Genomic DNA, 23,712 nt, shown 5'->3' on the forward strand with positions numbered 1-23,712 from the left:
AGCAATGGCACGATCTTCCAGTCTTCTTTATCTCGACGGCGTGTCGGTCTCCTTCGACGGCTTCAAGGCGCTGAACGAATTGTCGTTGACGATTGCCCCAGGCGAAATGCGGGCCATCATCGGCCCCAATGGTGCGGGCAAGACCACGATGATGGACGTCATCACCGGCAAGACCCGGCCGGACAGCGGCGAGGTGTTTTTCAACGGAACGGTCGACCTGACGGGCGAAGATGAAGCCTCGATCGCCGAGCTTGGCATCGGCCGTAAATTTCAAAAACCCACCGTCTTTGAAAGCCACACCGTCTGGGACAACCTGGAACTGGCACTGAAAGCGCCGCGTGGGCCGTTCGCGACCCTGTTCCACGTCATTTCCGGAGCTGAAAAGAAACAGGTCGACCATCTGCTCGACCTGATCCGGCTCGGTTCCAAGAGGAACGAGCTTGCAGCCAACCTGAGCCACGGCCAGAAGCAATGGCTGGAAATCGGCATGCTGCTGGCACAGGACCCGAAGCTCCTTCTCGTAGACGAACCTGCCGCCGGCATGACGGATGCAGAAACCGCTGAAACCGCTGAACTCCTGAAGGATATCGCCAATGATCACTCGGTCGTCGTGGTCGAACACGACATGGTGTTTGTGCGCTCCCTGGGCGTCAAAGTCACTGTTCTGCATGAAGGCTCCGTCCTGGCTGAGGGTTCCCTCGACCATGTCTCAGCCAACGAACGTGTCGTGGAAGTTTATCTCGGACGATGAGGGCTAGTCTTTGTCCGTTGTCGTTTCGGTTGGTGCCGCATCGATGACGGAAGCTAACGAAGCAAAGTGCTCCAGCCGTATTGAGATCAGCGAAGGGAAGGCAGCCCATGCTGCAAGTTGAAAACATCGATCTTCACTATGGCGCCGCCCAGGCGCTGAAGAAGGTTTCACTAAAAGCCGAGACAGGCAAGGTAACCTGCCTAATGGGACGCAATGGCGTCGGCAAGACCTCCACCTTGCGCGCGGTTGCCGGGCAACACGGCATCAGCGCCGGCAAGATCCTGTGGGACGGCGAGGATATCTCCTCGTTAGCCGCCCACGCCCGCGCAAAGAAGGGCATTGCCATCGTGCCGCAGGGACGCGAGATTTTTCCCCTCCTGTCGGTGAAGGAAAACCTTGAGACCGGCTACGCGCCGATCCCGCGCAAGGACCGTTTCATTCCCGACACGATCTTCGAGCTTTTCCCGGTGCTGAACGACATGCTGTCCCGCCGGGGCGGTGACCTGTCCGGCGGGCAGCAGCAACAGCTTGCCATTGCCCGGGCCCTTGTCACCCGCCCGAAGCTTCTGGTCCTGGACGAGCCGACGGAAGGCATCCAGCCTTCCATCATCAAGGATATCGGCCGGGCCATTTCCTGGCTGCGCGATCAGGGCACCATGGCCATTGTGCTGGTGGAACAATACTTCGAGTTTGCGCGTGATCTGGCGGATGATTATGCCGTGATGGATCGGGGTGAAGTGGTGCTTTCCGGCACCGGGGCGGATCTGTCGGAAAGCGAGGTCCGGCGGTATCTGACGATATAAAGCCGGGTGCGCTTTTCACGCCCGCTCCCCCCCCTGCTTTTTCCAGTCTTTGGCACGCTGCTTTTCCGGTGTGCTTCGAATAGGAGACCTGGTCGACGTCGGTCACGGCAGATTTGACGCGCGGCGCGCAGTTGATAGGGTGCAGGCAAATTGCCTGCCTCTTCACTCACTCAGCCGGACCGTCATGTCACAACCACTTTCAAAAGAAGCCGTTTCCGCAATCACAGCTGCTGTCGACACGGCCTTCGAGAACGAGATTGCCTTCCTGCAGGAGATTGTTCGCGCCCAGTCCCTGCGCGGCGAAGAGGCCGGTGTTCAGAGTATCGTCGCCGACGCGCTTCGAAGCCGTGACTATGAAGTCGAGACCTATCCTGTCGACGTGGCTTCGCTTCAGTCCCATCCGGCCTATTCTCCTGCCACCATCGATTACAAGGACACGTTCAATGTCAACGGCCGCAAGATGCCGGCTGCGAATGGACGTTCACTGATCCTGAATGCCCATGTCGATGTCGTTCCCACCGCCAACCCGGCCTGCTGGACCCACCCGCCCTTCGCGGCCGTACGCGAGGGCGACTGGCTTTTCGGGCGCGGGGCCGGTGACATGAAGGCAGGCCTTGCGGCCAATCTTTTTGCCGCCGATGCCATCGAGGCCGCCGGCTTCAGTTTGCAAGGGCCTCTCGAGGTCCAGTCCGTCATCGATGAAGAGGTGACCGGCAACGGCACTGCAGCTGCGATCCTGCGCGGTGCGACAGCTGACGCCGTGCTCATTCCCGAGCCGACGGATGAAGACGTCATCTATGCAAACTCCGGTGTGATCAAGTTCCGGATTGCTGTTCAGGGCGTCCCGGCCCACCCCCGCGAGCCGGAGTCCGGCCTCAGTGCCATTGAAGCGGCTTTCCTCGTCATCAACGAACTGAAGGCGCTGGAAGCCCGCTGGAACGAGGAAAAGACCGGGCATCCCGGCTTCGACGGTCTGCGTAATCCGGCGAGCCTCAACATCGGCACCATCAACGGTGGCGAATGGCAGTCGTCAATCCCGTTCGAATGCACCTTTGAAGGCCGGATCGGATTTTATCCTGGCAATGCCCCACAAGACCGGATGGCCAGCCTGGAGGACATGCTGAAGACGCTTGGTGCGAGGGACCCCCGGCTTGAAAAAGCCAACCCGAAGCTGGAATGGACCGGAACCTGCCAGGCAGGATACCTGCTCCCCGAAGGCAGCGACGCTGAAAACACGCTCGCAGAAGCTCACAGGATCACATCCGGCACTGCTCTCGACCGGTCGATCATGGCCTGTTATCTGGATGCCGCGCTCTACATGAACCATTGCGGCATTCCCGCTCTCACTTATGGCCCGCTGACGAAAAACATTCACGGCATAGACGAATGCGTCAATCTGCCGTCGCTGAAAAGAGTCACCAAGACGATTGCCCTGTTTACCGCCGCGTGGTGTGGCATCACACCAAAGTAGACTGGCGAAGGGGTACCTATTTTTGCCCCCTCATCGCGCAGGGAGATCTTGTGTTGAGCGCCCCGTGACCCCTTGAGCCAGAAAATGCTCCCGTTTTTTGCTTCATTCCACTAAGCTGCGCGCTTGAGACACGATCGGGCAATTGCAGACGCCTTGTCGAGTCTTGTTTAAAAGTGTTTACGGAGCTGATTTTCAAAATTTCAAACCACACGATTTCAACGATCTGGTCTTTTGCTGCCCATCCATGTAATTCGAGCAGCACCTAGCGGGCTTACGGTGATTGACTAACGCCTGAAGACCACCCAGAAGCAGGATATTTTAATATGCGTGTTGCAATGATTGGGACCGGCTATGTCGGTCTGGTGTCCGGAACCTGTTTTGCTGATTTCGGTCATGTCGTGACCTGCATCGACAAGGATGCAAGCAAGATCGATGCACTGAACAACGGACAGATCCCGATCTACGAACCCGGCCTACAAGATCTTGTCGCCAAGAACGTTGCCGAAGAACGTCTTTTCTTCACCACGGATCCGGAAGAGGCGATCCGCGGTGCGGATGCTGTTTTCATTGCCGTTGGAACGCCTACCCGGCGCGGTGACGGCCATGCCGACCTGTCGTACGTTTATGCAGCGTCAGAGGAAATCGCGCGTCTTATAGAGGGCTTCACCGTTGTCGTTACCAAATCGACCGTTCCGGTCGGCACGGGTGACGAAGTGGAAGCGATTATTCGCAAGACGAATCCAGATGCGGATTTCGCCGTCGTTTCCAACCCGGAGTTCCTGCGCGAAGGCGCTGCAATCAACGACTTCAAACGTCCGGACCGAGTCGTTGTCGGCACGGAGGACGATCGCGCTATTGAAGTGATGCAGGAGCTTTACCGCCCGCTTTACCTCAATGAAACGCCGATCATCGTGACCCGCCGCCGCACGTCCGAGCTCACCAAATACGCGGCGAACGCCTTTCTGGCGGTCAAGATCACCTTCATCAACGAAATTGCGGATCTGTGCGAGAAGGTTGGTGCCAACGTTCAGGAAGTGTCGCGCGGCATCGGCCTCGATAACCGCATTGGCGGCAAGTTTCTTCACGCTGGTCCTGGTTACGGCGGGTCCTGCTTTCCCAAGGACACACTCGCGCTGTCCAGGATCGCCGCCGGCGCCCAATCGGATCTGAAGATCGTCGATTCCGTTATTGAGGTGAATGCAGCCCGCAAGAAGAAAATGGCCGACAAGGTCATCGAATTCATGGGCGGTGATGTCAGCGGCAAGACCATTGCGCTGCTCGGCCTCGCCTTCAAGCCCAACACGGACGACATGCGTGAAGCCCCGAGCATCGATATCGTCGCGAAACTGCAGGAAGCCGGTGCCAAGATACGGGCCTATGACCCGGCCAGCATGGAAGAGGCCGAGAAGGTTATGTCGGGCGTCATGTTCTGTGATGGCCCCTATCACGCCATCGAAAATGCTGACGTGGTTGTAATCGTCACGGAGTGGGATCAGTTCCGGGCGCTTGACCTAGATCGAGTTAAATCTCTGGTTGCGTCACCCAAGGTGGTAGACCTCAGAAACATCTACAAACCAGATTATATGGAAACCCGCGGCTTCGAATACACCAGCGTCGGACGCAGCTATTAAGCGGGTATTTTTACCACTGACATTTTTTAATCGATAAGAACGCCGGGCTGACAACAGTCCGGCGTTCGAAATTTTAAAAATTAAATTAATTTCATATCATTTTTGACGTTTGCACGTTGCTCACGTCGCGTCACTATGGTAACCAAACCCTTAATGGACAACAATTTTCCTGATCTTATTAACCACATATTAACGATACAATAGCGATTGCAACTGCCTCCAGTTAGGATGCTGAAGCACTTTAAGTGGTCTCGTAAATCAGGTTGAGGCTGGCATATCTTGGCAGACGAAACAGTATCTTACGACGCAGATGGTCACCGCCGCGACGCTCTCAAATTTGGCGGCCTGGTGCCTTGGGGCTATCTTCCCACCGACCGGATCACCATGCCGAACCGGAGCCGAAGGTCACGTGGTGCTCTACACACCGTATTGAAGAAATGCATTGACCTGATAGGGGCTGGAACCGGCGTTTTGCTGCTTTTTCCCCTATTTGTTGTATGCGCGGTTGCAATAAAATTGACGAGCCGCGGACCGGTGTTTTTCCGCCAGTGGCGCTACGGATTGAACGGCAAGAAATTTGCCGTGCTCAAGTTCCGCACGATGTACGAAGATCAGTGCGACAGCACCGGAATTTCGCAAACGGTTGCCAATGATCCGCGCGTGACGCAGATCGGCTCCTTGCTTCGGAAGAGTAATTTCGACGAGCTGCCGCAATTGATCAACGTGTTGCGGGGTGAGATGTCTCTGGTCGGCCCACGGCCGCATGTGCCTGGCATGCTGGCAGCTGGAAAGCCCTATGAAGATTTCCATCCCAGATACATGGACCGTCACACGGTTCTGCCGGGCATCACCGGCCTGGCTCAGGTCAATGGCTTTCGCGGTGAGACCAAAGACCCCTACGCGGCCCGTATGCGTCTGGCCTACGATCTTGCCTATGTCGAGCGCCAGTCGGTCGCCCTGGACGTCAAGATCCTCGCTACGACCATCGTGAAGGAATTCTTCAGCGCAACTGGTTCCTGAAGCAGGTCGCGATCATTTGCCTTTGTGCGGCATGCTTCCCTACATTATTGACGAACATCTTTTTCCAGAACCCGGCACCCATGATTTTCGGTGTGCGCCAAGCTTCAGCAAAGCCCAAAGTCTTCGTCCACTGTCAGCAGCCCCGGCTTACCCGTTGGCGCACAGTGTCACCATCCGTTGAAGGGCCAAGAGGTAGCCTTCTACACCGCAGCCGGCGATGACCGCGTCGGCCCGGGCGGAAACATATGAATGATGCCGGAAGCTTTCCCGCTTGTGGATGTTCGAGATATGAACCTCGATCACCGGACAACTGCAGGCATTGAGCGCATCCAGAATTGCAATCGACGTGTGAGTATAGGCTGCCGGGTTGATGACGATGCCAGCCGCAGCTTCCCGCGCCTCGTGGATCCAGTCGATCAACTCATGCTCTGCATTGCTCTGACGGAACACGATCCGGAGACCAGCCGGCTTCGCTGCCGCTTCGCACATGGCCTGAACGTCGTCCAGCGTCTGAGCCCCATAGATCTCGGGTTGCCGCTTGCCGAGAAGATTGAGATTCGGGCCGTTCAGAACATAAATGATTTTTGCCATTGAGTTTTCCCTGAAACTTCACAGACAACTTGCCGTGCACTGGTCACTTTTACCAAGAAAATCGAAGATTTCCGGCAAAAGATTGTGGACGGGTACTAAGGGAGGTGATACCGCGAGCGCGCGTTCTTGCAACGATTCACTTTACGCTTTATTAACCATAAAACTCCAGTGTGAGAAAAAAATCGGCGCATCGGGTAATCATGATCAAACTCCGTGAACGGCTGGACACACTTGAAGCTTTGATGGCTGCCATCGAAGGTTATCATCACCTGCCAATCGATGTTCTTTCGCAGTTCCTGCTCGACCACTACACGGTTGATCTAGACGTGCTTGCACAGTTTGCCGAGGCAGCAGAAGCCTCCAATTCGCAAGGTGCTGCATCTTATCCGGCAACGAACACGCGCGCCGCGGCACAATCAGCCGCCTGACGAAATCATCGTCTGACGCCTCCACACAATCTTGTGCTGAAATTGTCGTCGCTTAGCCGATCGCGGTGAGCTTTGCGTCACCCTCGCCATCTTGCGGCGGCTGCTGCGGCTGGCCGGGGCCGCCTTGCCAGATTTTCTGGCGGTTGCGGATTTCACGGGGTGCCGGGCCAAAATAGGTCGCCGTCTTGATGAAATCGCGCGGGTGCAGGATCACGCTGGAAACGCGCTGATAAAGAGCCTTTGCCGAGATCGGCTTTGACAGTAACTCATGCACGCCAAGACGCCGGGCTTCGACAATCCGGCTGCGCTCGGTATGCGCCGTTACCATGATGATCGGAATATAGGCGAAGGGATTGTTCGGGCTGCGGATCATGCGCACCATATCCGCCCCGTCCAGGATCGGCATGACCCAATCCAGAATGAGGATATCCGGGTTCGCCCGGTCCATGGCCTCCAGGCCAGACGCGCCATCTTCGGCCTCGACAATGCGACGCGCTCCGAACCCCTGAAGCATGGTGCGCAGGATGGTCCGCATGTAAGCACTGTCTTCGACCAGCAAGAATGTCAGAGAGGCAAGATCAAGGCTCACCTAGTCCTCCTTGTTTGACTTTACCATTGCCATGAAAGTCTGAACAATGAGTTAGTTCTGTGCCTTTCGACACCTCAATTATCCGCATGCGCGGGATCGACTTTGAATAGTTACGCAAAGGCTGAGAAATTGATTGCAATACACTAAAGCATTTCACGCATTGGTAAGATTGCGATCAATTAACCTTTTGGCCGGGCTGAAATTAACGGGACTTTCAATTGTGCGCCGTCATCTTGCAGGCACGAAATAGAACTGAATGAGCGGCCTGTTGCAAACGATTGTAAGAACCATGTCCCGAGATCCTGAAACGTTCGGGGAAGACGACCCGCTCCCCATGGAGAACGAGCAGTCCGACCTCGCATCGCACGCAAAACTGAGAGACAATCTTCTTCTGCTGGCCGGCATAGGGCTCGTCCTGCTTGCCACCGGAATGGCCCTGTCCAACGTTCTTTCCTAGCCAGCTCGTTGCGGCCTGTGATCAGAAGCTTCAGGCAGAACGAGGCTCCCTGGCACTGAAGAGTGCCACGCATCCGATCCTTTCCACCGTCACGTCATCAAATCGCTTTTCGAGTTCCGTCCGCAGGCTCTCCTGCGTATCGGCTTCGTTCGAAAAGACCCCTTTTCGGTTATAGACACGCATCAGCTTGCGAGCGGCACCAGACCGTGGTGCGTCGCCTTGCAGGATGGTGGAACCGAAGACGGTTCCCCCCTCATCGAGATGCGGGATGGCGTGATCGAAAATCACGGCCTTTTCAGCCATGGTTCCCGGCAGGCAATGAAGCACGTAGTTCAGACCGATCGTCTTGAATGTGCCGATATTGCCCGGCCACGGTACCAGGGCGTCAGCTTGAATGGTTACAGGGTTCAGGCGGGCAATTCTTGCAGCGGCCTTGCCGAGGCAATCCCTGTTGGGATCGAGCAAGGCTACCTTGGGATCTGCAACGGGAAACCGCGTCTTGTCCAGGAAGTAGCCCGTCCCCACGCCGATATCCAGGTGATTGGCGGAAACATGGTGATTGTAAAGCGCGACCAGATGGGAACTCGGGCAACGCCAGATCCAGCGGTTGGACAGCCCCAGCACAAGTGCATCGTAGATGGCAAGCGACGTTCTGGAATAAACGGCGTAGCCAGGTTTGTGCGCTTCGGGAAACGTTTCCATGCATTGCTCCAACGATCTCAAGGAGTGCATGGGGCTAGGCCCGCAGCGGGCCAAAGTCAAGATTGCCGGCAATCACTTGCCGGGCAGGTCATCATCGTCAAGGATGCGCCACTTGGCGCCTTCCAGATCGTCATACTGACCACTTTTCAGAGACCAGAGAAACGCTCCCAGTCCCAGAGCTCCAAGAAGCAGTGCGATCGGTATCAGATAGATCAGAACGTCCATGTTGGTCTCATTCCGCTGCCTGCTGTTCCGCGATGCCGGGCGCTCCGGTTTCCGCATTCCTGCCACCAGTCCCCCAGCGCAGTTTGAGCGCATTCGCGGTAACCGCAAGAGAGGACGCAGACATTGCTGCGGCCGCCATCAAAGGCGTGACGAACCCCGCCACGGCAATGGGCACGGCAATGACGTTGTAGACGACCGAGATCCACAGGTTCTGCTCAATCGCCGCCCTTGCCCGTTTCGACAACCTCAGCGCATCGGCCACCGGCTGCAAATTGTCACCGAGGAAAACAGCGTCCGCTGCCGCCTGACTGAGATGAACGGCCGATACCGGGGACAGCGAGACATGTGCACCGGCGAGCGCCGGGGCGTCATTCAGGCCATCCCCGACCATCAGAACCTTTCGACCACCGGACTGAAGCTCCTCAAGACGGGCAATCTTCTGGGCAGGCTTCATGCCAGACTGCCACTGCGAGACACCCAGGGCCGCCGCGCAATCGGCAACAGCGGGTCTGGTATCGCCGGAGAGGATTTCAAGCGCGTAGCCGCGCCCCTTCAACTGGTCAATCACCGCCCTTGCGTCCGGCCGCAGTCTTTGCCGGAACGCCAACAGGCGAACTGGCTCCGTGCCGAAGCGGATGGCAAGCAGTGACGCCCCCGGGTTCGCTTCAAGGGCTGCCTCGACCTGATCTCCCGACGCCTCGCAGAAGAGCGGACTGCCAAGACGCAGACGTTTTCCGAACACCGTCGTTTCAAGACCGGCACCGGAGGTTTCGCTGACGTTCGGAAGCGGCTGCAGCGCACCTGTTGCCTTGACCAGAGCGGCCGACAAGGGATGCCGGCTGGCAAGCGCAAGACGCCCTGCCAGAGCAAGCGTCTCGTCATCTGGATCGATGGAGCCGCACAGGTCCGGCTCGGTAAGCGTCAGGGTTCCGGTCTTGTCGAACAGGATCGTGTCGATGTCCGACAGCCGTTCGATGGCATCACCGGAATTCAGCAGAACGCCGCAGCGGAAAAGCTGACCGGATGCGACCACCTGCACGGCAGGAACCGCCAGCCCGAGTGCGCAGGGACAGGTGATGATCAGAACCGAAATCGAAATGATCAGGGCCGGCTGCCAGTCGAGCCCGGCGAGCAACCATCCGAGAAACGTCAAAGCTGCCGCTCCATGTACCAGCGGTGCATACAACCGAGCCGCGCGGTCGGCGATGCGCACGTATTTCGATTTTGCCTGGGATGCGGCTTCCAGCAGGCGATTGACTTCATCCAGCAGCGTTGCACCGGAGGCCGCCTGGACCCGGACCTGCAACGCCCCTCCCCCGTTCAGCGTCCCTGCATAGACGCGCTGCCCCGGAGCGACAGGCGCCAGCACGCTTTCGCCGGTTACAAGGCTCTGGTCGATCTCCGAGACACCGGTTTCGACCACGCCATCCACCGGAACCCGCTCGCCACCGGACACCAGAACAAGATCACCTGCGGCAATTTTCGAGAGCGGGACCTCGCGCACAGCCCCGTCGGGGTGGATCCGTGCGGCGACTTCCGCCTTGAGCGCGGCAATATTCTCGGCAAAGGAACGCGTGCGCCCGCGCATGTTGTGATCGAGATACCGCCCGACCAGCAGGAAGAACAGCAGCATGACGGCGGATTCGAAATAGGCGTGATGCTGGTGCTGCATTGTCTGGACAACAGACAGCGCAAGGGCCAGCGTCACGCCGATCATGATCGGCACGTCCATGTTCAACCGGCCGGCAGCCAGAGCGTTGAAGGCACTGCGAAAGAACGGTCTCCCGGCATAGGCCACCGTCGGCATGGCGATCAACGCCGACAGCCAATGGAAGAAATCCCGTGTTTCCGGGGTGATGTCCGTGGCATTGCCCGACCAGACGGAGACAGACAGGAGCATGATGTTCATGCCGGCAAACCCGGCGACCGCCAGGCAGCGCAGCAATTGTTTGCCGGTCTTGTCCTGACGTTCCTTCTGGCTGGCCGGATCGAACGGGTGGGCCTTGTAGCCGAGCCGCGCCAGTTCGGCGACGATCTCATCAGCCCCGGTCTGGTCCTGCGACCAGTCAACGGCAAGCCGCTGGCTGGTCAGGTTGACACGGGCGGTCCGGATACCCGGAAGCCGCTTCAGACCCCGTTCGATTTCTCCCATGCAGGCTGCGCAGGTGATACCGTCGACGGCAAGGTCCATATGGACCGCGCCGTCATCGCCCGGTGTCACGAATGCCTGCCAATCACGCTGATGGACCGTCACGGCATGTGCCTCAGTTCTTGACGAAAATCCGGTTTTCCGACCGGAATTTCCGTTGACCACCCTGCTCGATATCCAGAATGAGTGTCCAGTTGCCGTCAGCAAGATTTTCGACCGTGCCCACGTAGCGGCCCCCGCCATCGGCCGTGAAGTCGACCTTCACGTCGGCACCGCCATGAACCGGATTGCGCAAAAGGGCCTTGAGCGCCACCCCGTAGAGTGGTGTGCCTTGCGCGTCCATGGCCGAGACAACCAGCTTGCCGTCCTGACCGCTGGTGCGAACAAATTCGCTCGACACCTGCCAGTTCAGTTCCGCCTGGGCTTTCGCAGCCGCGATTTCCTCGTTGTAGACCTGGCCCGCCTCATAGGAGCTTTCCACCACCACGCCCGGGAAAGACCCGAGCGCGAGATAGATGAAGACCGCATTGGCGGCGAAAACCACACCGAAGAAGCCCAGAAGCCAGGCAAGGACCGTCTTTCCGGAAATCGCCTTGGGATCTTTCATGTTCGATTGAACCATTGTCATTTCTTGCTCCTCAAGGTTTTTTCGGTGCCTTGAACGTGTCCTCGGCCGTCACGACTTCGCCCATCACGCTTTCGGTGATCCGGAAGGTAACCGGCGTCGAGTGCGGCATCTTTGCCCAGGGCGGAGACGTTACGAGAATACGAACTTCACGCGTCGTGTCCGGGCCAACGGAGATGATCGGACGGCCTGCGAAAGTGTCTTCCGTGCCAACGGCTTCAACCTTGGTGTTGGCCGGCATTCCTTCCACGTGCAGCATGAAGTGACGCTCGTAGCGGCGTTTGTTGGACAGGCGAACGGTATAGCCGTTGCGCACGGATCCGTCGGATTGTTCGACGAAAACCGGGTTTCTGTCGTGCAGAACGCTGATGTCGGCGAAATCGCGGTTGAGCATCGCATACAACATGATGCCACAGACCACGGCGATGATGCCGACATAAAGAACCGTGCGCGGGCGGACGATCTCGTAGATCGAATCCTTGCCGTCCAGGCGGCGCTGGATGTTTTCGTCCGTGTCGTATCCGATCAGCCCCTTCGGCTTGCCGATCTTGGTCATGACGTTGTCACAGGCATCGATGCACAGGCCGCACTGGATACAATCGAGCTGCATGCCCTTGCGGATATCGACACCGGTCGGGCAGACCTGGAAACACTGGTAGCAGTCGACACAGTCGCCTGCGGGCAAGCCCTGCTCGGTAAGCTTCTTGTTGTGCTTCAGAGATCCGCGCGGCTCTCCACGGTCCCAGCGATAGGTGACGTTGAGGGCCTTCTCATCGGTCATGGCAGCCTGGATACGCGGCCACGGGCACATGTAGATGCAGACCTGTTCCCTCATGAAACCGGCCAGAAGATAGGTTGTCGTGGTCAGAATGGCGATCCAGACGTAGGCAACCATCGGCGCCTGAAAGGTCAGGAGTTCCCAGACGAGGGTCGGAGCATCGTTGAAATAGAGCACCCAGGCGCCGCCCGTCCACCAGGCAATCATCAGCCACAGGAAGTGCTTGGTCACACGCTTGCGGACCTTGCCGAAAGTCCACGGGTCCTTGTCGAGCGCAATGCGCTCGCGCCGGTCGCCTTCCACCTTGCGCTCGACCCACAGGAACAGGTCTGTCCAGACCGTCTGCGGGCACAGATAGCCGCACCAGACACGTCCTGCGACGGCGTTCATGAGGAACAGCGTCAGGGCTGCCAGGATCAGAAGACCGGTGAGGTAGTAGACTTCCTGGGGCCAGATTTCGATGAAAAAGAAATAGGCACGCCGGCCTTCCATATCGACCAGAACCGCCTGGCTCGGCGCATCCGGCCCACGGTCATAGCGGAGGAAAGGCAGGAAATAATAAATGCCCAGCGTGATGAACAGCAGCGCCCACTTGATCCTGCGAAACAGGCCATGCGTCGCCATTGGATAGATCTTTTTGGCCGATGCAAACCACTCTTCGGATTGCGCGCCCTCATGCGTCTCGGTGTCCGTAGACATACCGTCCGTCCTCTTCAACGCGATCCTGCCCCAATAGGATCTTTTGTAAAATCATTCGCCACTCACTCTTAGCAGCGAGTGCTCAAAATAAACCGGCGCAAAGCGTCACACTTTGCGCCGGATCAAATTGTTCAGGTTATCTGGCGCATTTGTCGCACCAGATCCGCTGATTTACTGCCCGCCCCCGAAGGAGTGGACATAGACCGTCAGAGACTTGATGGTCGCCGGGTCGAGACGGTCCACCCAGGCAGGCATCACGCCGTTGCGCGGGTTGTTGATCTGCGACTTGATGGCGTCCAGAGACTTGCCATAGAGGTAGTTGGCGGACAGCAGGCTCGGCGCACCGACCTCCTGAATGCCCTTCAGGTCTTCACCGTGGCAAGCCGCACAGTTGTCTTCAAAGACAGTCTGTCCTGCTGCCAGGTCGACACCTTGTTCGGTCTCAAGCCCGGCACGGGATGCGACGAAGTTGGCGACCTGATTGATCTCCTCACGACTCAGCAACTCATCGCGCCCGAAGGCAGGCATTTCGCCGATGCGTGCATCGTCATTGCCGGACCGGATACCGTATTCCAAGGTGGTGTGGATGTCGTCCAGCGTCCCACCCCAGATCCAGGTGTCGTCCTGCAGGTTCGGAAAGCCTTCCGCGCCCGTACCGCCGGAACCGTGGCACGGTGCACAGTTGTCGCCGAAAGCTGCCTGGCCGTTGGCCCGTGCAAATTGCAGCAGTTCCTGATCCGTCGCGATATCCTCAAGAGAGGCTGCCACGATCTTGTCGGCAAAGACTGACCGTTCGGAAATGCCCTTGTCATAGGACGCGATCGCCTCGGTCCGCTGGTTGGCACCCAGAATACCGGTGGTATAGCTGGAGATCAGCGGCCAGGACGGGTAGAGAACCCAGTAGATCACGGCCCAGACGATGCAGGCATAGAACAGATACAGCCACCATTTCGGCAGTGGGTTGTTCAGTTCTTTCAGACCGTCCCACTCGTGGCCGGTGGTTTCGACCCCGGAGATCTGGTCGACTTCCTTGTTATGTGTGTCTGCCATTGATCAGTCCTCCCGGAACGGGATTTGAGAAGCGTCGTCGAACTTTTTCCGGTTCTTCGGCCACAGTGCGTAGGCCAGTACGACGCCAAACAGGATCATGAAATAGAGTAGGCCCCAGGTTTGCGCGAAGCCTGCGAATGCGGAGTATGTCTCGTTCATCGCTCTTACCTCGCGTTTGCCTTGTCGTCATAAATCGAGAAGTCGACCATGGTCCCGAGAACCTGCAGATAGGCGACAAGCGCGTCCATCTCGGTGACTTCCTTCGAGTTGCCGTCGAAATCGCGGATCGTGGCGTTCGGCCAGCGTTCCTCGAAGCCGTCGGCGGCTTCCGTATCCGGTTTCGCCTGACCGATGATGTCAGATGCGGCATTTGCGATCTGTTCTTCGGTGTAAGGCACGCCGACGATGGTGTTGACCGACAGGTGGGCCTCGATGTCCCGGGTGTTCAGGCGGTTTTCAGCCAGGAACGGATAGCCGGGCATGATGGAGGCAGGAACCAGCGCGCGCGGGTCCTTCAGGTGCTCCACATGCCAGTCGTCGGAGTATTTGCCCCCGACGCGGGCCAGATCCGGGCCGGTCCGCTTGGACCCCCACTGGAAGGGGTGGTCGTACATCGACTCCGCCGCCAGTGAGAAATGGCCGTAGCGTTCCATTTCGTCGCGCATCGGACGCACCATCTGCGAATGGCACAGATAGCACCCCTCGCGGATGTAGATGTTGCGTCCGGCAAGTTCGAGCGGCGTGTAGGGCCGCATGCCTTCGGTCTTCTCAATCGTGCTTTTCAGATAGAAGAGCGGAGCGATCTCGACCAGGCCGCCGATGGCGACCATGACCAGAATGCCGATCAAGAGGATGAAGGAGTTCTTTTCGAAGACTTCGTGTTTTTTCCATGCAGACATTGTCTGTCCCTCCCTTATTCGGCCGGAGCCAGGGAGCCAGCCGGCGTGGCATCGGCTTCTTCAGCCTCGCCGTGACGGACGGTCATCCAGAGATTGTAGGCCATGATCACAGCGCCGAGCAGGAACAGCCCACCACCAAGAGCACGAATGATGTAGAAGGGATGCATCGCCTCGACGGTTTCCACGAAGGAGTATTCCAGGAAGCCGAGCTGATCGTAGGCGCGCCACATCAGGCCCTGCATGATACCGGACACCCACATCGCGGTGATGTAGAGAACGATACCGATCGTCGACAGCCAGAAGTGCAGGTTCACCAGCTTCAGAGAGTAAAGCTGACGCTTGTTCCACAACCACGGGATCAGGCAGTAGATCGCGCCGAAGGAGATGTAGCCAACCCAGCCCAGAGCACCGGAGTGCACGTGACCAATGGTCCAGTCGGTGTAGTGCGACAGGGAGTTGACCGAACGCAGGCTCATCAGCGGGCCTTCGAAGGTGGACATGCCGTAGAAGGCGACCGAAACCACCATCATACGCAGGACCGGATCGGTCCGCAGCTTGTCCCAGGCGCCCGAAAGCGTCATCAGGCCGTTGATCATGCCCCCCCAGGACGGCATCCACAGGATGATGGAGAAGGTTGCACCCAGCGTTGACGCCCACTGCGGCAGAGCCGTGTAGTGGAGATGGTGCGGACCTGCCCAGATGTAGATGAAGATCAGCGCCCAGAAGTGCACGATGGACAGACGGTAGGAGTAGACCGGCCGCTCTGCACGCTTCGGGATGAAGTAATACATGATGGCCAGGAAGCCGGCGGTCAGGAAGAAGCCCACCGCGTTATGGCCGTACCACCACTGCACCATTGCGTCCTGAACACCCGACCAGACGATGTAGGACTTGGTCGAGTAGATCGAGACCGGAATGGTCAGGTTGTTGGTGATGTGCAGCATGGCAATCGTGACGATGAACGCCAGATAGAACCAGTTGGCCACATAGATATGCGGTTCCTTACGCTTCCAGAGCGTGCCCAGGAACAGCAGCAGGTAGAAGACCCAGACGATGGTCAGCCACAGATCGGCATACCATTCCGGCTCTGCATATTCCTTGCTCTGCGTCGCTCCAAGCAGATAGCCCGTTCCCGCAATCACGATGAAGGCGTTGTAGCCCAGGATCACGAACCATGGCAGGATCTTGCCAGGCATGCGGACACGGCTGGTGCGCTGGACCACATACATGGATGTTGCCAGAAGCACGTTGCCGCCGAAGGCGAAGATCACTGCGGAGGTGTGCAGCGGACGCAGCCGCCCGAAGTTTGTCCACGGCAGATCGAAGTTCAGCGCCGGCCAGGCCAGCTGAAGAGCGATGATCAAACCGACCGTGAAACCGGCAAGGCCCCAGAACATCGCCGCGACCGCACCGAACTTGATCGGCCCGATGTTGTAGTTTGGTTTGCCGTCGATTTCGGCCGGAATCGCTTCCCCGCCGTCATCGAAGTAATTCTTGAAAATCAGAAACACGCTGACGGCGGCGAACAATGCGCCTATGCCAGCGTGGAATGCCATGACCTGATCGAATGTCTTGCCCGCCACGATGATGCAGGCAAATGCAAGCAGCACAAGGAAGATGGCGAAGCCGCCTTCCTCGAGCGAGATCATTTTGGCCTTGTTGTGTGCCATTTTAGCGCCCCAGTCTTGAAATCGTTACAAGGTGCCAACGATGGCACGACCATGCACACGACTCTAAAAATGCTGCGTTGATTCATATCAACATGCCCGCAATTGACGATCCCAGAAGTGCCCCCAAACGTCAGATTGCATTGGATAAATTGTCGCGCCTACGATGCAGGGCGACCGTAAAAAGGATGTGACATCCGTTCGATTTCAGTTTCCTGTCGCAGCAATCCGACTGCCCTCGGGGCCCTGGTGCCAGTGTCCACTCCCCTGCCCCTCCGGGTTTTCCAAAGCCAAGCACCTGGAAACGTGTTAGCCCTGCGTCTTCCGCTGAAGGGTGATGTTCAGGTGCCTGCAAAGAGCGTTCACCTGCCCCTTTGGCTTTCCTTTTCGATACCGGACCTCTCCCTTTGACCGCAGCTTTCAACAAAGGCGCAGGCCTTCACCCCAACATCATCGGCAGTCTGTGGATGGTGGCCGCAATGGCCGCCTTTGCGTTCGAAGATACCTTTGTGAAACAGGCCGCCACCCAATTGCCTGTTTCGGAAATCCTCGTGCTGTTCGGTGTCGGCGGAACCCTATGCTTTTTTGGCCTTGCGGCCGCCAGGGGAGAAAAGGTTCTGAACCGGGACGTTTTCTCGCGGGTCATGCAGGTGCGTTTCGCCTTCGAGCTGGTCGGCAGGCTGTTCTATATCCTGGCCCTTGCGCTGACGCCGCTCTCCTCGACCACGGCCATCCTTCAGGCCACGCCGATATTCGTCGTGTTGGGCGCTTCCCTGTTCTTTGGCGAGAAGGTCGGGTGGCGTAGATGGACAGCGATCTTCATCGGTCTTGTGGGTGTGCTGATCGTGCTGCGCCCGACCAGCGACAGCTTCTCCGCACTTTCGCTACTGGCCGTCATCGGCATGCTCGGCTTTTCCGGCCGTGACCTGGCCAGCCGTGCCGCGCCAGCAACGCTCAGCACCAATATTCTGGGGTTCTACGGGTTTCTGACAATCATCATCGCAGGGCTTGTCTACGGTCTTTGGGACCGTTCAGCCTTCGTGGTGCCGGGAATGACTTCAGCTGCGGCGCTTGGAACTGCTGTCTTTTGCGGTGTCTTCGCTTACAGCGCGCTGATGAAGGCCATGCGCACAGGTGAAATCGCCACCGTCACACCGTTCCGCTATTCGCGTCTCCTGTTCGGCGTCCTGCTGGGGACCGTCTGGTTCAACGAGCGGATCGATGCACCTATGCTGGTCGGATGTGCCGTCATCGTGGGATCGGGACTGTTCATCCTCTGGCGTGGCAACAAAGCAAAGACCCGGCGCGGTTGAAAGCAAAGCCTGCATTCGGACGCTTATCCGATTTCACGCAAGGCCTGCAGCACCTGACCGGCAGCGCCATTGGCACGGCTTGATGGAAGGCTCCACAGGCAAATCTGCCGGTGCAGCGGAACCACCGTTGAAAAGGGTGCCACCAGAGCGCCCGCTGCAAGCTGTTCGGCAACAAGCGCGCGATGGGCCATCAAGACCCCTGCCCCGTTGAGCGCTTCTTCCACGGCCAGGGCATACAGCGAGAAGACAGGGCCGCGTGGCGCAAACCCGGCGCCCGACAGCACATGATCAGCCCAAAGCCGCCAATCGTCCGCCCAGGCCGTATCCGTCAGACAAATCGCCTCTTTCAGATCACTCGGCTGACTGAGTTTCCTGGCAAGTGCCGGGGTACAGACAGGCAGCAACGCGTCGCCTGAAAACGCGATCCCGTTTTCAGGAACAGTGTCGCAATAAAACAGGCAGAGATCGAAGGGCACCCGTTTCAGGTTCGGCGGTGTTTCCAGAGCCGTCACCGAGATGTCGATCCCGGGCAGTTTCTTGCGTAGCGTGGGCAGCCTGGGTCCCAGCCAAAGCTGGGCGAGTGCCGGCAAGGCGGCAATGTGGATCTTGCCGGGTGCAGCGTCGCGCCTCAGATCGCGCACGGCTGTTCCCATCTGGTCGAAAGCCGCGACAAAACCCGGCAGCGCCCGCTCACCCGTGGCTGTCAGGCGCACACCCTTGGCGTGGCGCACGAAAAGGGCTGCGCCGATCTCCTGTTCCAATGACTTGATCTGTGCCGCCACAGCTCCCGGCGTAACCTGCAGTTCGGCAGCTGCCTGCGCGAACCCGCCGAGGCGTGCCGACGCTTCAAAGGCCCTCAGCGCATTCAGCGACGGCAGTCTGGGCACAGGTGGAGATACAGACATCTCAAGCCTCAATTTTTCTAGCCCTTGAATTTCTAAAAACTGATTTGCACGAACGCAAGCGCAGAGGGACACTTTGTTCAAATCGAACCGGAGTTCCGACATGAGCGCACAAGACAATTGCCCCTGGCTGCCCGCTGTGGCTGCCACCCGTATCGACGAGATCACTCAGGCAACCGCGTCTCTCGGATCCGAAGCGCTTGCCGCGCGCGTCGAAGCGCTTGCCAAGACCAACAGGTCCATTCACGAGAAGGACTGTTTCAACCTCAATCCGGCGACCAACGTGATGAACCCGCGCGCCGAAGCTTTGCTGTCGAGTGGCATGGGATCCCGGCCTTCCCTCGGCTATCCGGGTGACAAATATGAAATGGGCCTCGAAGCCATCGAGGAAATCGAGGTAATTGCAGCGAACCTTGCCTGCGAGATCTTCGAGTCGGCCCATGCGGAAATCCGGGTTGCCTCCGGTGCGTTGGCAAATCTTTACGCGTTCATGGCAACGACCAAACCGGGCGATGCCATCATCGCCCCTCCGGCTTCCGTTGGTGGCCATGTCACCCATCACGCACCGGGGTGCGCCGGTCTATATGGTCTGGACATCCACGAGGCACCGGTCGATGCCGACGGCTATACGATCGATCTGGAGGGCCTGCGCGCCCTGGCGCTGCAGGTGCGACCCAGGTTGATCACCATCGGGATGAGCCTCAACCTGTTCCCGCACCCGGTGAAGGACATTCGTGCCATAGCCGATGAAGTCGGTGCCTTTGTGCTGTTCGATGCCGCCCACCAGTGCGGCATGATTGCCGGCGGGGTGTTCTCAGACCCGCTGTCGGAAGGCGCGCACCTGATGACCATGAGCACCTACAAGAGCCTGGGCGGTCCGGCCGGCGGACTGATCGTAACCAATGAACAGGATCTCGCCCGAAAGCTCGACGGAATTGCGTTTCCGGGGCTGACCGCCAATTTCGACGTTGCGAAGTCGGCGGCACTCGCCATCACTCTGCTGGACTGGCGCGACTACGGCCAGGCATATGCAGCCGAGATGGCGGCAAGCGCGCATACGCTGGCCGATGCCCTTGCCGCGGAGGGAATGCCTGTGTTCTCCACGGCAAAGGGGACAACCGCGTCCCACCAGTTTGCGCTGGAGGCAGCAGCCTTCGGCGGCGGCCAGGCGGCCTCGAAGAAGCTTCGTCAGGCCGGATTTCTGGCATGCGGCATCGGCCTGCCGATTGCGCCCGTTGATGGCGACATGAACGGGCTCAGATTCGGAACTCCGGAACTGGTCCGATGGGGCATGACGAGCGCCGACATGCCGGAACTGGCCAGGCTGATAACCGAGGCCCTGCGTTCGAACGATCCGCAGGCAATGGCCGAACGCGTCTCCAAGTGGCGGCAGAGTTTCGATACGCTCCACTTCATCCGCTCGTAAAATCGACGCCCGACCTGAAGCGCGGCAGTTGATGGTTGAACGCAGCGCGTCACGGCTCAGCCTCAGTTGCTTCGCCGCCCCAGCACAAGCCCGGTGATGAAAGGCAGCAGCAGCACCATTCCGGTGAAGCGTGCGATCTGGTGAGCGGCGACGAAGGCCGGGTCGAGATCCAGCATGAAGGCGAGCAGTGTCATCACCTCCAGGCCGCCGGGCGCATAGGCAAGCAAGGCCTGGCCGAACGGGATATCCACCATTTCGGCAACCATCCAGGCCCCGGCAAGCGACGTCATAAACGCCGCTGCGAAGGCCGCGATGGATGCGCCGAGGACGCTGACGAACTGGCGGAGCGTCATATTGCCAAACCGGCAACCGATATGGGCGCCCATCATCACGAAACACGGCAGCACGATGTAAGTCGGTAGAACGAGCACCAGCAGACCCGACGCATTGAGACCTGCGCTCATAAAAAACGCGCCCGTCAGTCCACCGCCTGGCACCCTGGCCTTGACCGCAAGCCAGCTTGCAGCCAGGCAGAGCGGTATGCCGATCAGAAAATCCCAGAGACCGGAGACATAGACCGCGCTGCTGCCGATGCCCGTCGGTTCCGCAGAGGAGACGACGGCAAACGGCAGAACCGCCACCAGAACGAACAGACGCAGCGACTGGCTGGAGGCAATGCGGGGAAGATCAGCCCCCCTGTCCGTGGCAAGGGCGATAACATAGGAGAGAGCCCCCGGGATCGCCCCGAAGAAAGCCGTTTCCTTGGACCATTTCGCGCCGTAGTGCAGCACCGCGTAACCGGCAAACGTGACAGCCACCATCACCGCCAGGAGCATGGCCATGGACACCGGCCATTCTGCCACCCGCTCAACGATATCCGGATGGACCCCTGCCCCCATGGAAATGCCGATCATGATGAAGAGCGCATCCCGCAGCGGGACCGGCATAAGCGTTGGCACCCGCGCCAGGGTCGCAATTGCGACAAAGACCATGGCACCGGACAACCATCCTGCTGGCAGCCCGAGCAGGTTGAACACCGCTCCCCCGGCAGTCGCGACGAGAAGCGTGACCGCCAGTCTTCCTGCGGCAGATTGAAACGATATGTCAGGCATCAGGACCCATTGAGCTTGGCAAGGCTCCTTGAGCTATAAATGGATTGATCGGCCAGCGCATGGTTGATTGCATGGATCAACATGTACGAGGCGATTCTTTTCAGGCGGTTGTCCCCGGCAAATGAGCAGGACGGGGCTCTGTGAAAGGTTTACCCTCAATTCCTTCCAGTTCACAGGCCTTGCATACGGCCGGACGCGTTTCCAGCCTCTCAAGAAGGGCACGCAAATGCGGCGTTGCCTCCAGAGACCACTTGCCCTCATTGCGATAAAGCTGCGCCCATCTGGCGCAAGCAGCAACATAGTGGTCCAGAACGGAAAGCGCGCCTCCCAGCAGAAAGGGACCGCCCTGCGCGGAGAGTTCAGCTTCGAGATGCCCGAAACTGCCGGTGATCCGGCGGATCAGACCGGCATGAAGGCTCGCCGCCACCTGCGCTTCGGGAACGTATCTTTCGGGCTTGAAGGAAATCCGCAGGTCCGAGTGCAACGTGTTTGACAGGAAGAACAGCCACTTCAGGAACCGTCCGCGGTCAGGAGAGGCAATAGCCGGCGCGAAATTTTCGTGCGTGTCCGCCAGATGCAGGACGATCGCCGCCGTTTCGAACATGGGGCCATCCTGCCCGGGCACTTCCAGAACCGGAATCAGGCCCTGTGGATTGAGCCGCCGATAGGCATCGGAGTTCTGCTGCGAGATCAACCGGTCGACGGGCGCATAGTCATAGACAAGACCGAGTTCTTCCAGAACCATCCTGACGATGAAATTGGCGCTGTCCGGAGAGCCGTGCAGACGATATCGCTCAGGAGAATCGGGGAAACGTTTTTCTTCGGCAAGGGGTGGCAAGTCGGTCACGCCGGATCATTCCTTCGGTTTCATCGTCATCCCTACCAGGGACTTGAGCGATATCAAGGCGCGATCCCGGACCGGACGGTTAGATCGCCACATGATGAAAGATCCGCTCTCTTACGCCATGCGCAACGTACCGCGCTACACCAGTTATCCGACAGCACCGCATTTTCATGACGGCGTAACGGCCGGTGTCTATGCGGACTGGCTCAAGGCGCTATCGCCGCAGGATTCGCTCTCGCTTTACCTGCACGTGCCCTATTGCCGTGAGCTCTGTCATTATTGCGGCTGTCATACCAAGGCAACGCGCCAGGACGCGCCGCTCAAGGCCTATGCCGCGATGCTCGGGCAGGAAGTGAACCTGGTTGCCGAGCACATGCAGCAGGCGGGTCCTGTCCGCCATATTCATTGGGGGGGCGGCACTCCCAGCCTCCTGCCGCGCGATAGCCTGATCGATCTGACCGGACTGATGCGTGTCAATTTCGATCTTGCGCCGGATCTGGAACACGCCATCGAGCTCGATCCGAGGCTGGTGACGGACCGGCTTGCCGAAACGCTCGCCATCATCGGCGTCAACCGGGCCAGCCTTGGCGTGCAGGATTTCAATCCTGACGTACAGAAAGCCATCGGCCGCATACAGCCCTACAGAGTCGTCAAGCAGGCTGTGGACTTCCTGACAGAGGCCGGGGTGACCGCGCTCAACTTCGACCTGATGTATGGACTGCCCGGCCAGTCGCCGGAGACGATTCTCGATACGGTGGATAAAACGCTCTCGCTGTCTCCTGGCCGCATTGCCCTGTTCGGCTATGCCCATGTGCCCTGGATGCGGAAACACCAGCGCCTGATCGACGAAAGCACCTTGCCGAACGCCGCAGAGCGGCTGGCTCTTGCGGATCTTGCCCGCGCCGAATTGTTGAAGGCCGGGTATATCGCCATAGGCCTCGACCATTTCGCCCGCCCGGACGACAGCATGGCTATTTCCCTTTCAGACGGATCCCTGAAGCGCAATTTCCAGGGATACACCACGGATCAGGGAGAACAGCTGATCGGATTTGGCGTCTCTTCCATCGGACGGCTGTCTGCTGGCTACGTTCAGAATGTGTCTGATGTCGGCAACTGGCGCCGGGCTATCATGTCAGGCGAGTTGCCGGTCACGAAAGGATTGGCACTTTCCGCCGACGACCGCCTGCGTGGACGGATTATCGAAGAGCTGATGACCAACTACGCTTGCGATCTTGCGCCCGCCTGCCGGGACTACGGCCTGCCTACCAGCCACCTTGCAGATGCTTTCGACGCGTTACAGGATCTGGTGTCTGATGGTTTGGTCCGGCTGGATCCGGACACTGAAACCGCCAGGGTTGAAGTGACGGAGGCCGGGAGACCCTATGTGCGCCTCGCCGCCGCGGCGTTCGACGCCTATCTGGCGGCAAGTCAGGCAAGCGGGAAAGCTCGCCATTCTGCCGCGGTTTGAACAACGAAGCCCCAAGCTGGACGAGTTTGGGGCTGGACCTTGGGGCTGGTCGGTTCCTGATGCCAGACCAGACGCCACCAATCTGGAAGGGACGACCAGCCACAAAAAAGGC

General features: G+C 58.7%; 24 protein-coding genes. 10 read left to right on the forward strand and 14 right to left on the reverse strand.

Annotated elements, in window-relative coordinates:
* Nucleotides 1-4 precede the first annotated feature (4 nt).
* The 5 genes from urtD to FMN63_RS15275 all read left to right on the forward strand — a co-directional run bounded on the left by urtD (nt 5) and on the right by FMN63_RS15275 (nt 5,676).
* Complete coding sequence (urtD, locus tag FMN63_RS15255) at nt 5-751, forward strand: urea ABC transporter ATP-binding protein UrtD (RefSeq protein WP_148584798.1); 747 nt, start codon at nt 5-7, stop codon at nt 749-751.
* Between the two features lie 107 nt (nt 752-858).
* Entirely contained in the window at nt 859-1,554 is a 696-nt protein-coding gene (gene urtE, locus FMN63_RS15260) for an urea ABC transporter ATP-binding subunit UrtE (protein ID WP_148584800.1), read from the forward strand.
* 184 nt (nt 1,555-1,738) lie between these two features.
* A complete protein-coding gene (locus tag FMN63_RS15265; RefSeq protein ID WP_148584802.1) occupies nt 1,739-3,025 on the forward strand; it encodes an ArgE/DapE family deacylase in 1,287 nt (428 codons plus the stop codon).
* 323 nt (nt 3,026-3,348) lie between these two features.
* Entirely contained in the window at nt 3,349-4,656 is a 1,308-nt protein-coding gene (locus tag FMN63_RS15270; protein ID WP_148584803.1) for a UDP-glucose dehydrogenase family protein, read from the forward strand.
* Nucleotides 4,657-5,040: 384 nt separating this feature from the next.
* Nucleotides 5,041-5,676 carry a sugar transferase gene (locus tag FMN63_RS15275; RefSeq protein ID WP_209001194.1) on the forward strand — a complete coding sequence of 212 codons (636 nt, stop codon included), beginning with the start codon at nt 5,041-5,043 and terminating at the stop codon, nt 5,674-5,676.
* A 147-nt stretch (nt 5,677-5,823) separates the two neighbouring features.
* Here FMN63_RS15275 and aroQ read toward each other — a convergent pair whose 3' ends face one another.
* A complete protein-coding gene (gene aroQ / locus FMN63_RS15280; RefSeq protein WP_148584806.1) occupies nt 5,824-6,267 on the reverse strand; it encodes a type II 3-dehydroquinate dehydratase in 444 nt (147 codons plus the stop codon).
* 200 nt (nt 6,268-6,467) lie between these two features.
* Here aroQ and FMN63_RS15285 point away from each other — a divergent pair, with 200 nt between their 5' ends.
* Nucleotides 6,468-6,695: a hypothetical protein gene (locus FMN63_RS15285; protein ID WP_148584808.1), complete on the forward strand. Its 228-nt coding sequence runs from the start codon at nt 6,468-6,470 to the stop codon at nt 6,693-6,695.
* 52 nt (nt 6,696-6,747) lie between these two features.
* On the opposite strand, the gene FMN63_RS15290 is transcribed toward FMN63_RS15285, so the two are convergent.
* Nucleotides 6,748-7,284: a response regulator gene (locus tag FMN63_RS15290; RefSeq protein ID WP_148584810.1), complete on the reverse strand. Its 537-nt coding sequence runs from the start codon at nt 7,282-7,284 to the stop codon at nt 6,748-6,750.
* Between the two features lie 256 nt (nt 7,285-7,540).
* On the opposite strand from FMN63_RS15290, the gene FMN63_RS15295 reads away from it, so the two are divergent.
* Nucleotides 7,541-7,741 (forward strand): hypothetical protein, encoded by a 201-nt coding sequence (locus FMN63_RS15295; protein ID WP_148584812.1) that lies wholly within the window; start codon nt 7,541-7,543, stop codon nt 7,739-7,741.
* Nucleotides 7,742-7,771: 30 nt separating this feature from the next.
* Here FMN63_RS15295 and FMN63_RS15300 read toward each other — a convergent pair whose 3' ends face one another.
* From FMN63_RS15300 to ccoN, 9 genes are all read right to left on the reverse strand, one after another.
* Nucleotides 7,772-8,443: a methyltransferase domain-containing protein gene (locus tag FMN63_RS15300; protein WP_148584814.1), complete on the reverse strand. Its 672-nt coding sequence runs from the start codon at nt 8,441-8,443 to the stop codon at nt 7,772-7,774.
* A gap of 72 nt (nt 8,444-8,515) precedes the next feature.
* Complete coding sequence (ccoS, locus tag FMN63_RS15305; protein WP_006933680.1) at nt 8,516-8,668, reverse strand: cbb3-type cytochrome oxidase assembly protein CcoS; 153 nt, start codon at nt 8,666-8,668, stop codon at nt 8,516-8,518.
* A gap of 7 nt (nt 8,669-8,675) precedes the next feature.
* Nucleotides 8,676-10,922, reverse strand: a complete 2,247-nt coding sequence (locus tag FMN63_RS15310; protein WP_148584816.1) for a heavy metal translocating P-type ATPase — start codon at nt 10,920-10,922, stop codon at nt 8,676-8,678.
* 10 nt (nt 10,923-10,932) lie between these two features.
* A complete protein-coding gene (locus FMN63_RS15315) occupies nt 10,933-11,445 on the reverse strand; it encodes a FixH family protein (RefSeq protein WP_148584818.1) in 513 nt (170 codons plus the stop codon).
* Nucleotides 11,446-11,455: 10 nt separating this feature from the next.
* Nucleotides 11,456-12,919, reverse strand: coding sequence for a cytochrome c oxidase accessory protein CcoG (gene ccoG, locus FMN63_RS15320; protein WP_209001128.1), 1,464 nt, complete (start codon nt 12,917-12,919; stop codon nt 11,456-11,458).
* Nucleotides 12,920-13,090: 171 nt separating this feature from the next.
* Complete coding sequence (gene ccoP / locus FMN63_RS15325; RefSeq protein WP_148584820.1) at nt 13,091-13,969, reverse strand: cytochrome-c oxidase, cbb3-type subunit III; 879 nt, start codon at nt 13,967-13,969, stop codon at nt 13,091-13,093.
* Nucleotides 13,970-13,972: 3 nt separating this feature from the next.
* Nucleotides 13,973-14,128, reverse strand: coding sequence for a cbb3-type cytochrome c oxidase subunit 3 (locus tag FMN63_RS15330; RefSeq protein WP_148584822.1), 156 nt, complete (start codon nt 14,126-14,128; stop codon nt 13,973-13,975).
* Between the two features lie 5 nt (nt 14,129-14,133).
* Complete coding sequence (gene ccoO, locus FMN63_RS15335; protein ID WP_148584824.1) at nt 14,134-14,868, reverse strand: cytochrome-c oxidase, cbb3-type subunit II; 735 nt, start codon at nt 14,866-14,868, stop codon at nt 14,134-14,136.
* A 14-nt stretch (nt 14,869-14,882) separates the two neighbouring features.
* The gene (gene ccoN / locus FMN63_RS15340) at nt 14,883-16,538 is read right to left on the reverse strand and encodes a cytochrome-c oxidase, cbb3-type subunit I (RefSeq protein ID WP_148584826.1); all 1,656 of its coding nucleotides are present in this window, start codon (nt 16,536-16,538) and stop codon (nt 14,883-14,885) included.
* 404 nt (nt 16,539-16,942) lie between these two features.
* On the opposite strand from ccoN, the gene FMN63_RS15345 reads away from it, so the two are divergent.
* Nucleotides 16,943-17,848 (forward strand): DMT family transporter, encoded by a 906-nt coding sequence (locus tag FMN63_RS15345; protein ID WP_148584828.1) that lies wholly within the window; start codon nt 16,943-16,945, stop codon nt 17,846-17,848.
* A 23-nt stretch (nt 17,849-17,871) separates the two neighbouring features.
* On the opposite strand, the gene FMN63_RS15350 is transcribed toward FMN63_RS15345, so the two are convergent.
* Complete coding sequence (locus FMN63_RS15350; protein WP_148584830.1) at nt 17,872-18,753, reverse strand: LysR family transcriptional regulator; 882 nt, start codon at nt 18,751-18,753, stop codon at nt 17,872-17,874.
* Nucleotides 18,754-18,853: 100 nt separating this feature from the next.
* Here FMN63_RS15350 and glyA point away from each other — a divergent pair, with 100 nt between their 5' ends.
* Entirely contained in the window at nt 18,854-20,176 is a 1,323-nt protein-coding gene (gene glyA / locus FMN63_RS15355; RefSeq protein ID WP_148584831.1) for a serine hydroxymethyltransferase, read from the forward strand.
* A gap of 62 nt (nt 20,177-20,238) precedes the next feature.
* Here the strand turns inward: glyA and FMN63_RS15360 are convergent, their stop codons facing one another.
* Nucleotides 20,239-21,288, reverse strand: coding sequence for an AbrB family transcriptional regulator (locus FMN63_RS15360; RefSeq protein WP_148584833.1), 1,050 nt, complete (start codon nt 21,286-21,288; stop codon nt 20,239-20,241).
* 100 nt (nt 21,289-21,388) lie between these two features.
* Complete coding sequence (locus FMN63_RS15365; RefSeq protein WP_209001129.1) at nt 21,389-22,135, reverse strand: glutathione S-transferase family protein; 747 nt, start codon at nt 22,133-22,135, stop codon at nt 21,389-21,391.
* Nucleotides 22,136-22,226: 91 nt separating this feature from the next.
* Here FMN63_RS15365 and hemN point away from each other — a divergent pair, with 91 nt between their 5' ends.
* Nucleotides 22,227-23,600, forward strand: a complete 1,374-nt coding sequence (gene hemN / locus FMN63_RS15370; RefSeq protein ID WP_148584835.1) for an oxygen-independent coproporphyrinogen III oxidase — start codon at nt 22,227-22,229, stop codon at nt 23,598-23,600.
* The last annotated feature ends 112 nt before the right edge of the window (nt 23,601-23,712 follow it).

This window comes from Stappia sp. BW2 (genome assembly GCF_008107695.1).
Taxonomy (GTDB): domain Bacteria; phylum Pseudomonadota; class Alphaproteobacteria; order Rhizobiales; family Stappiaceae; genus Roseibium.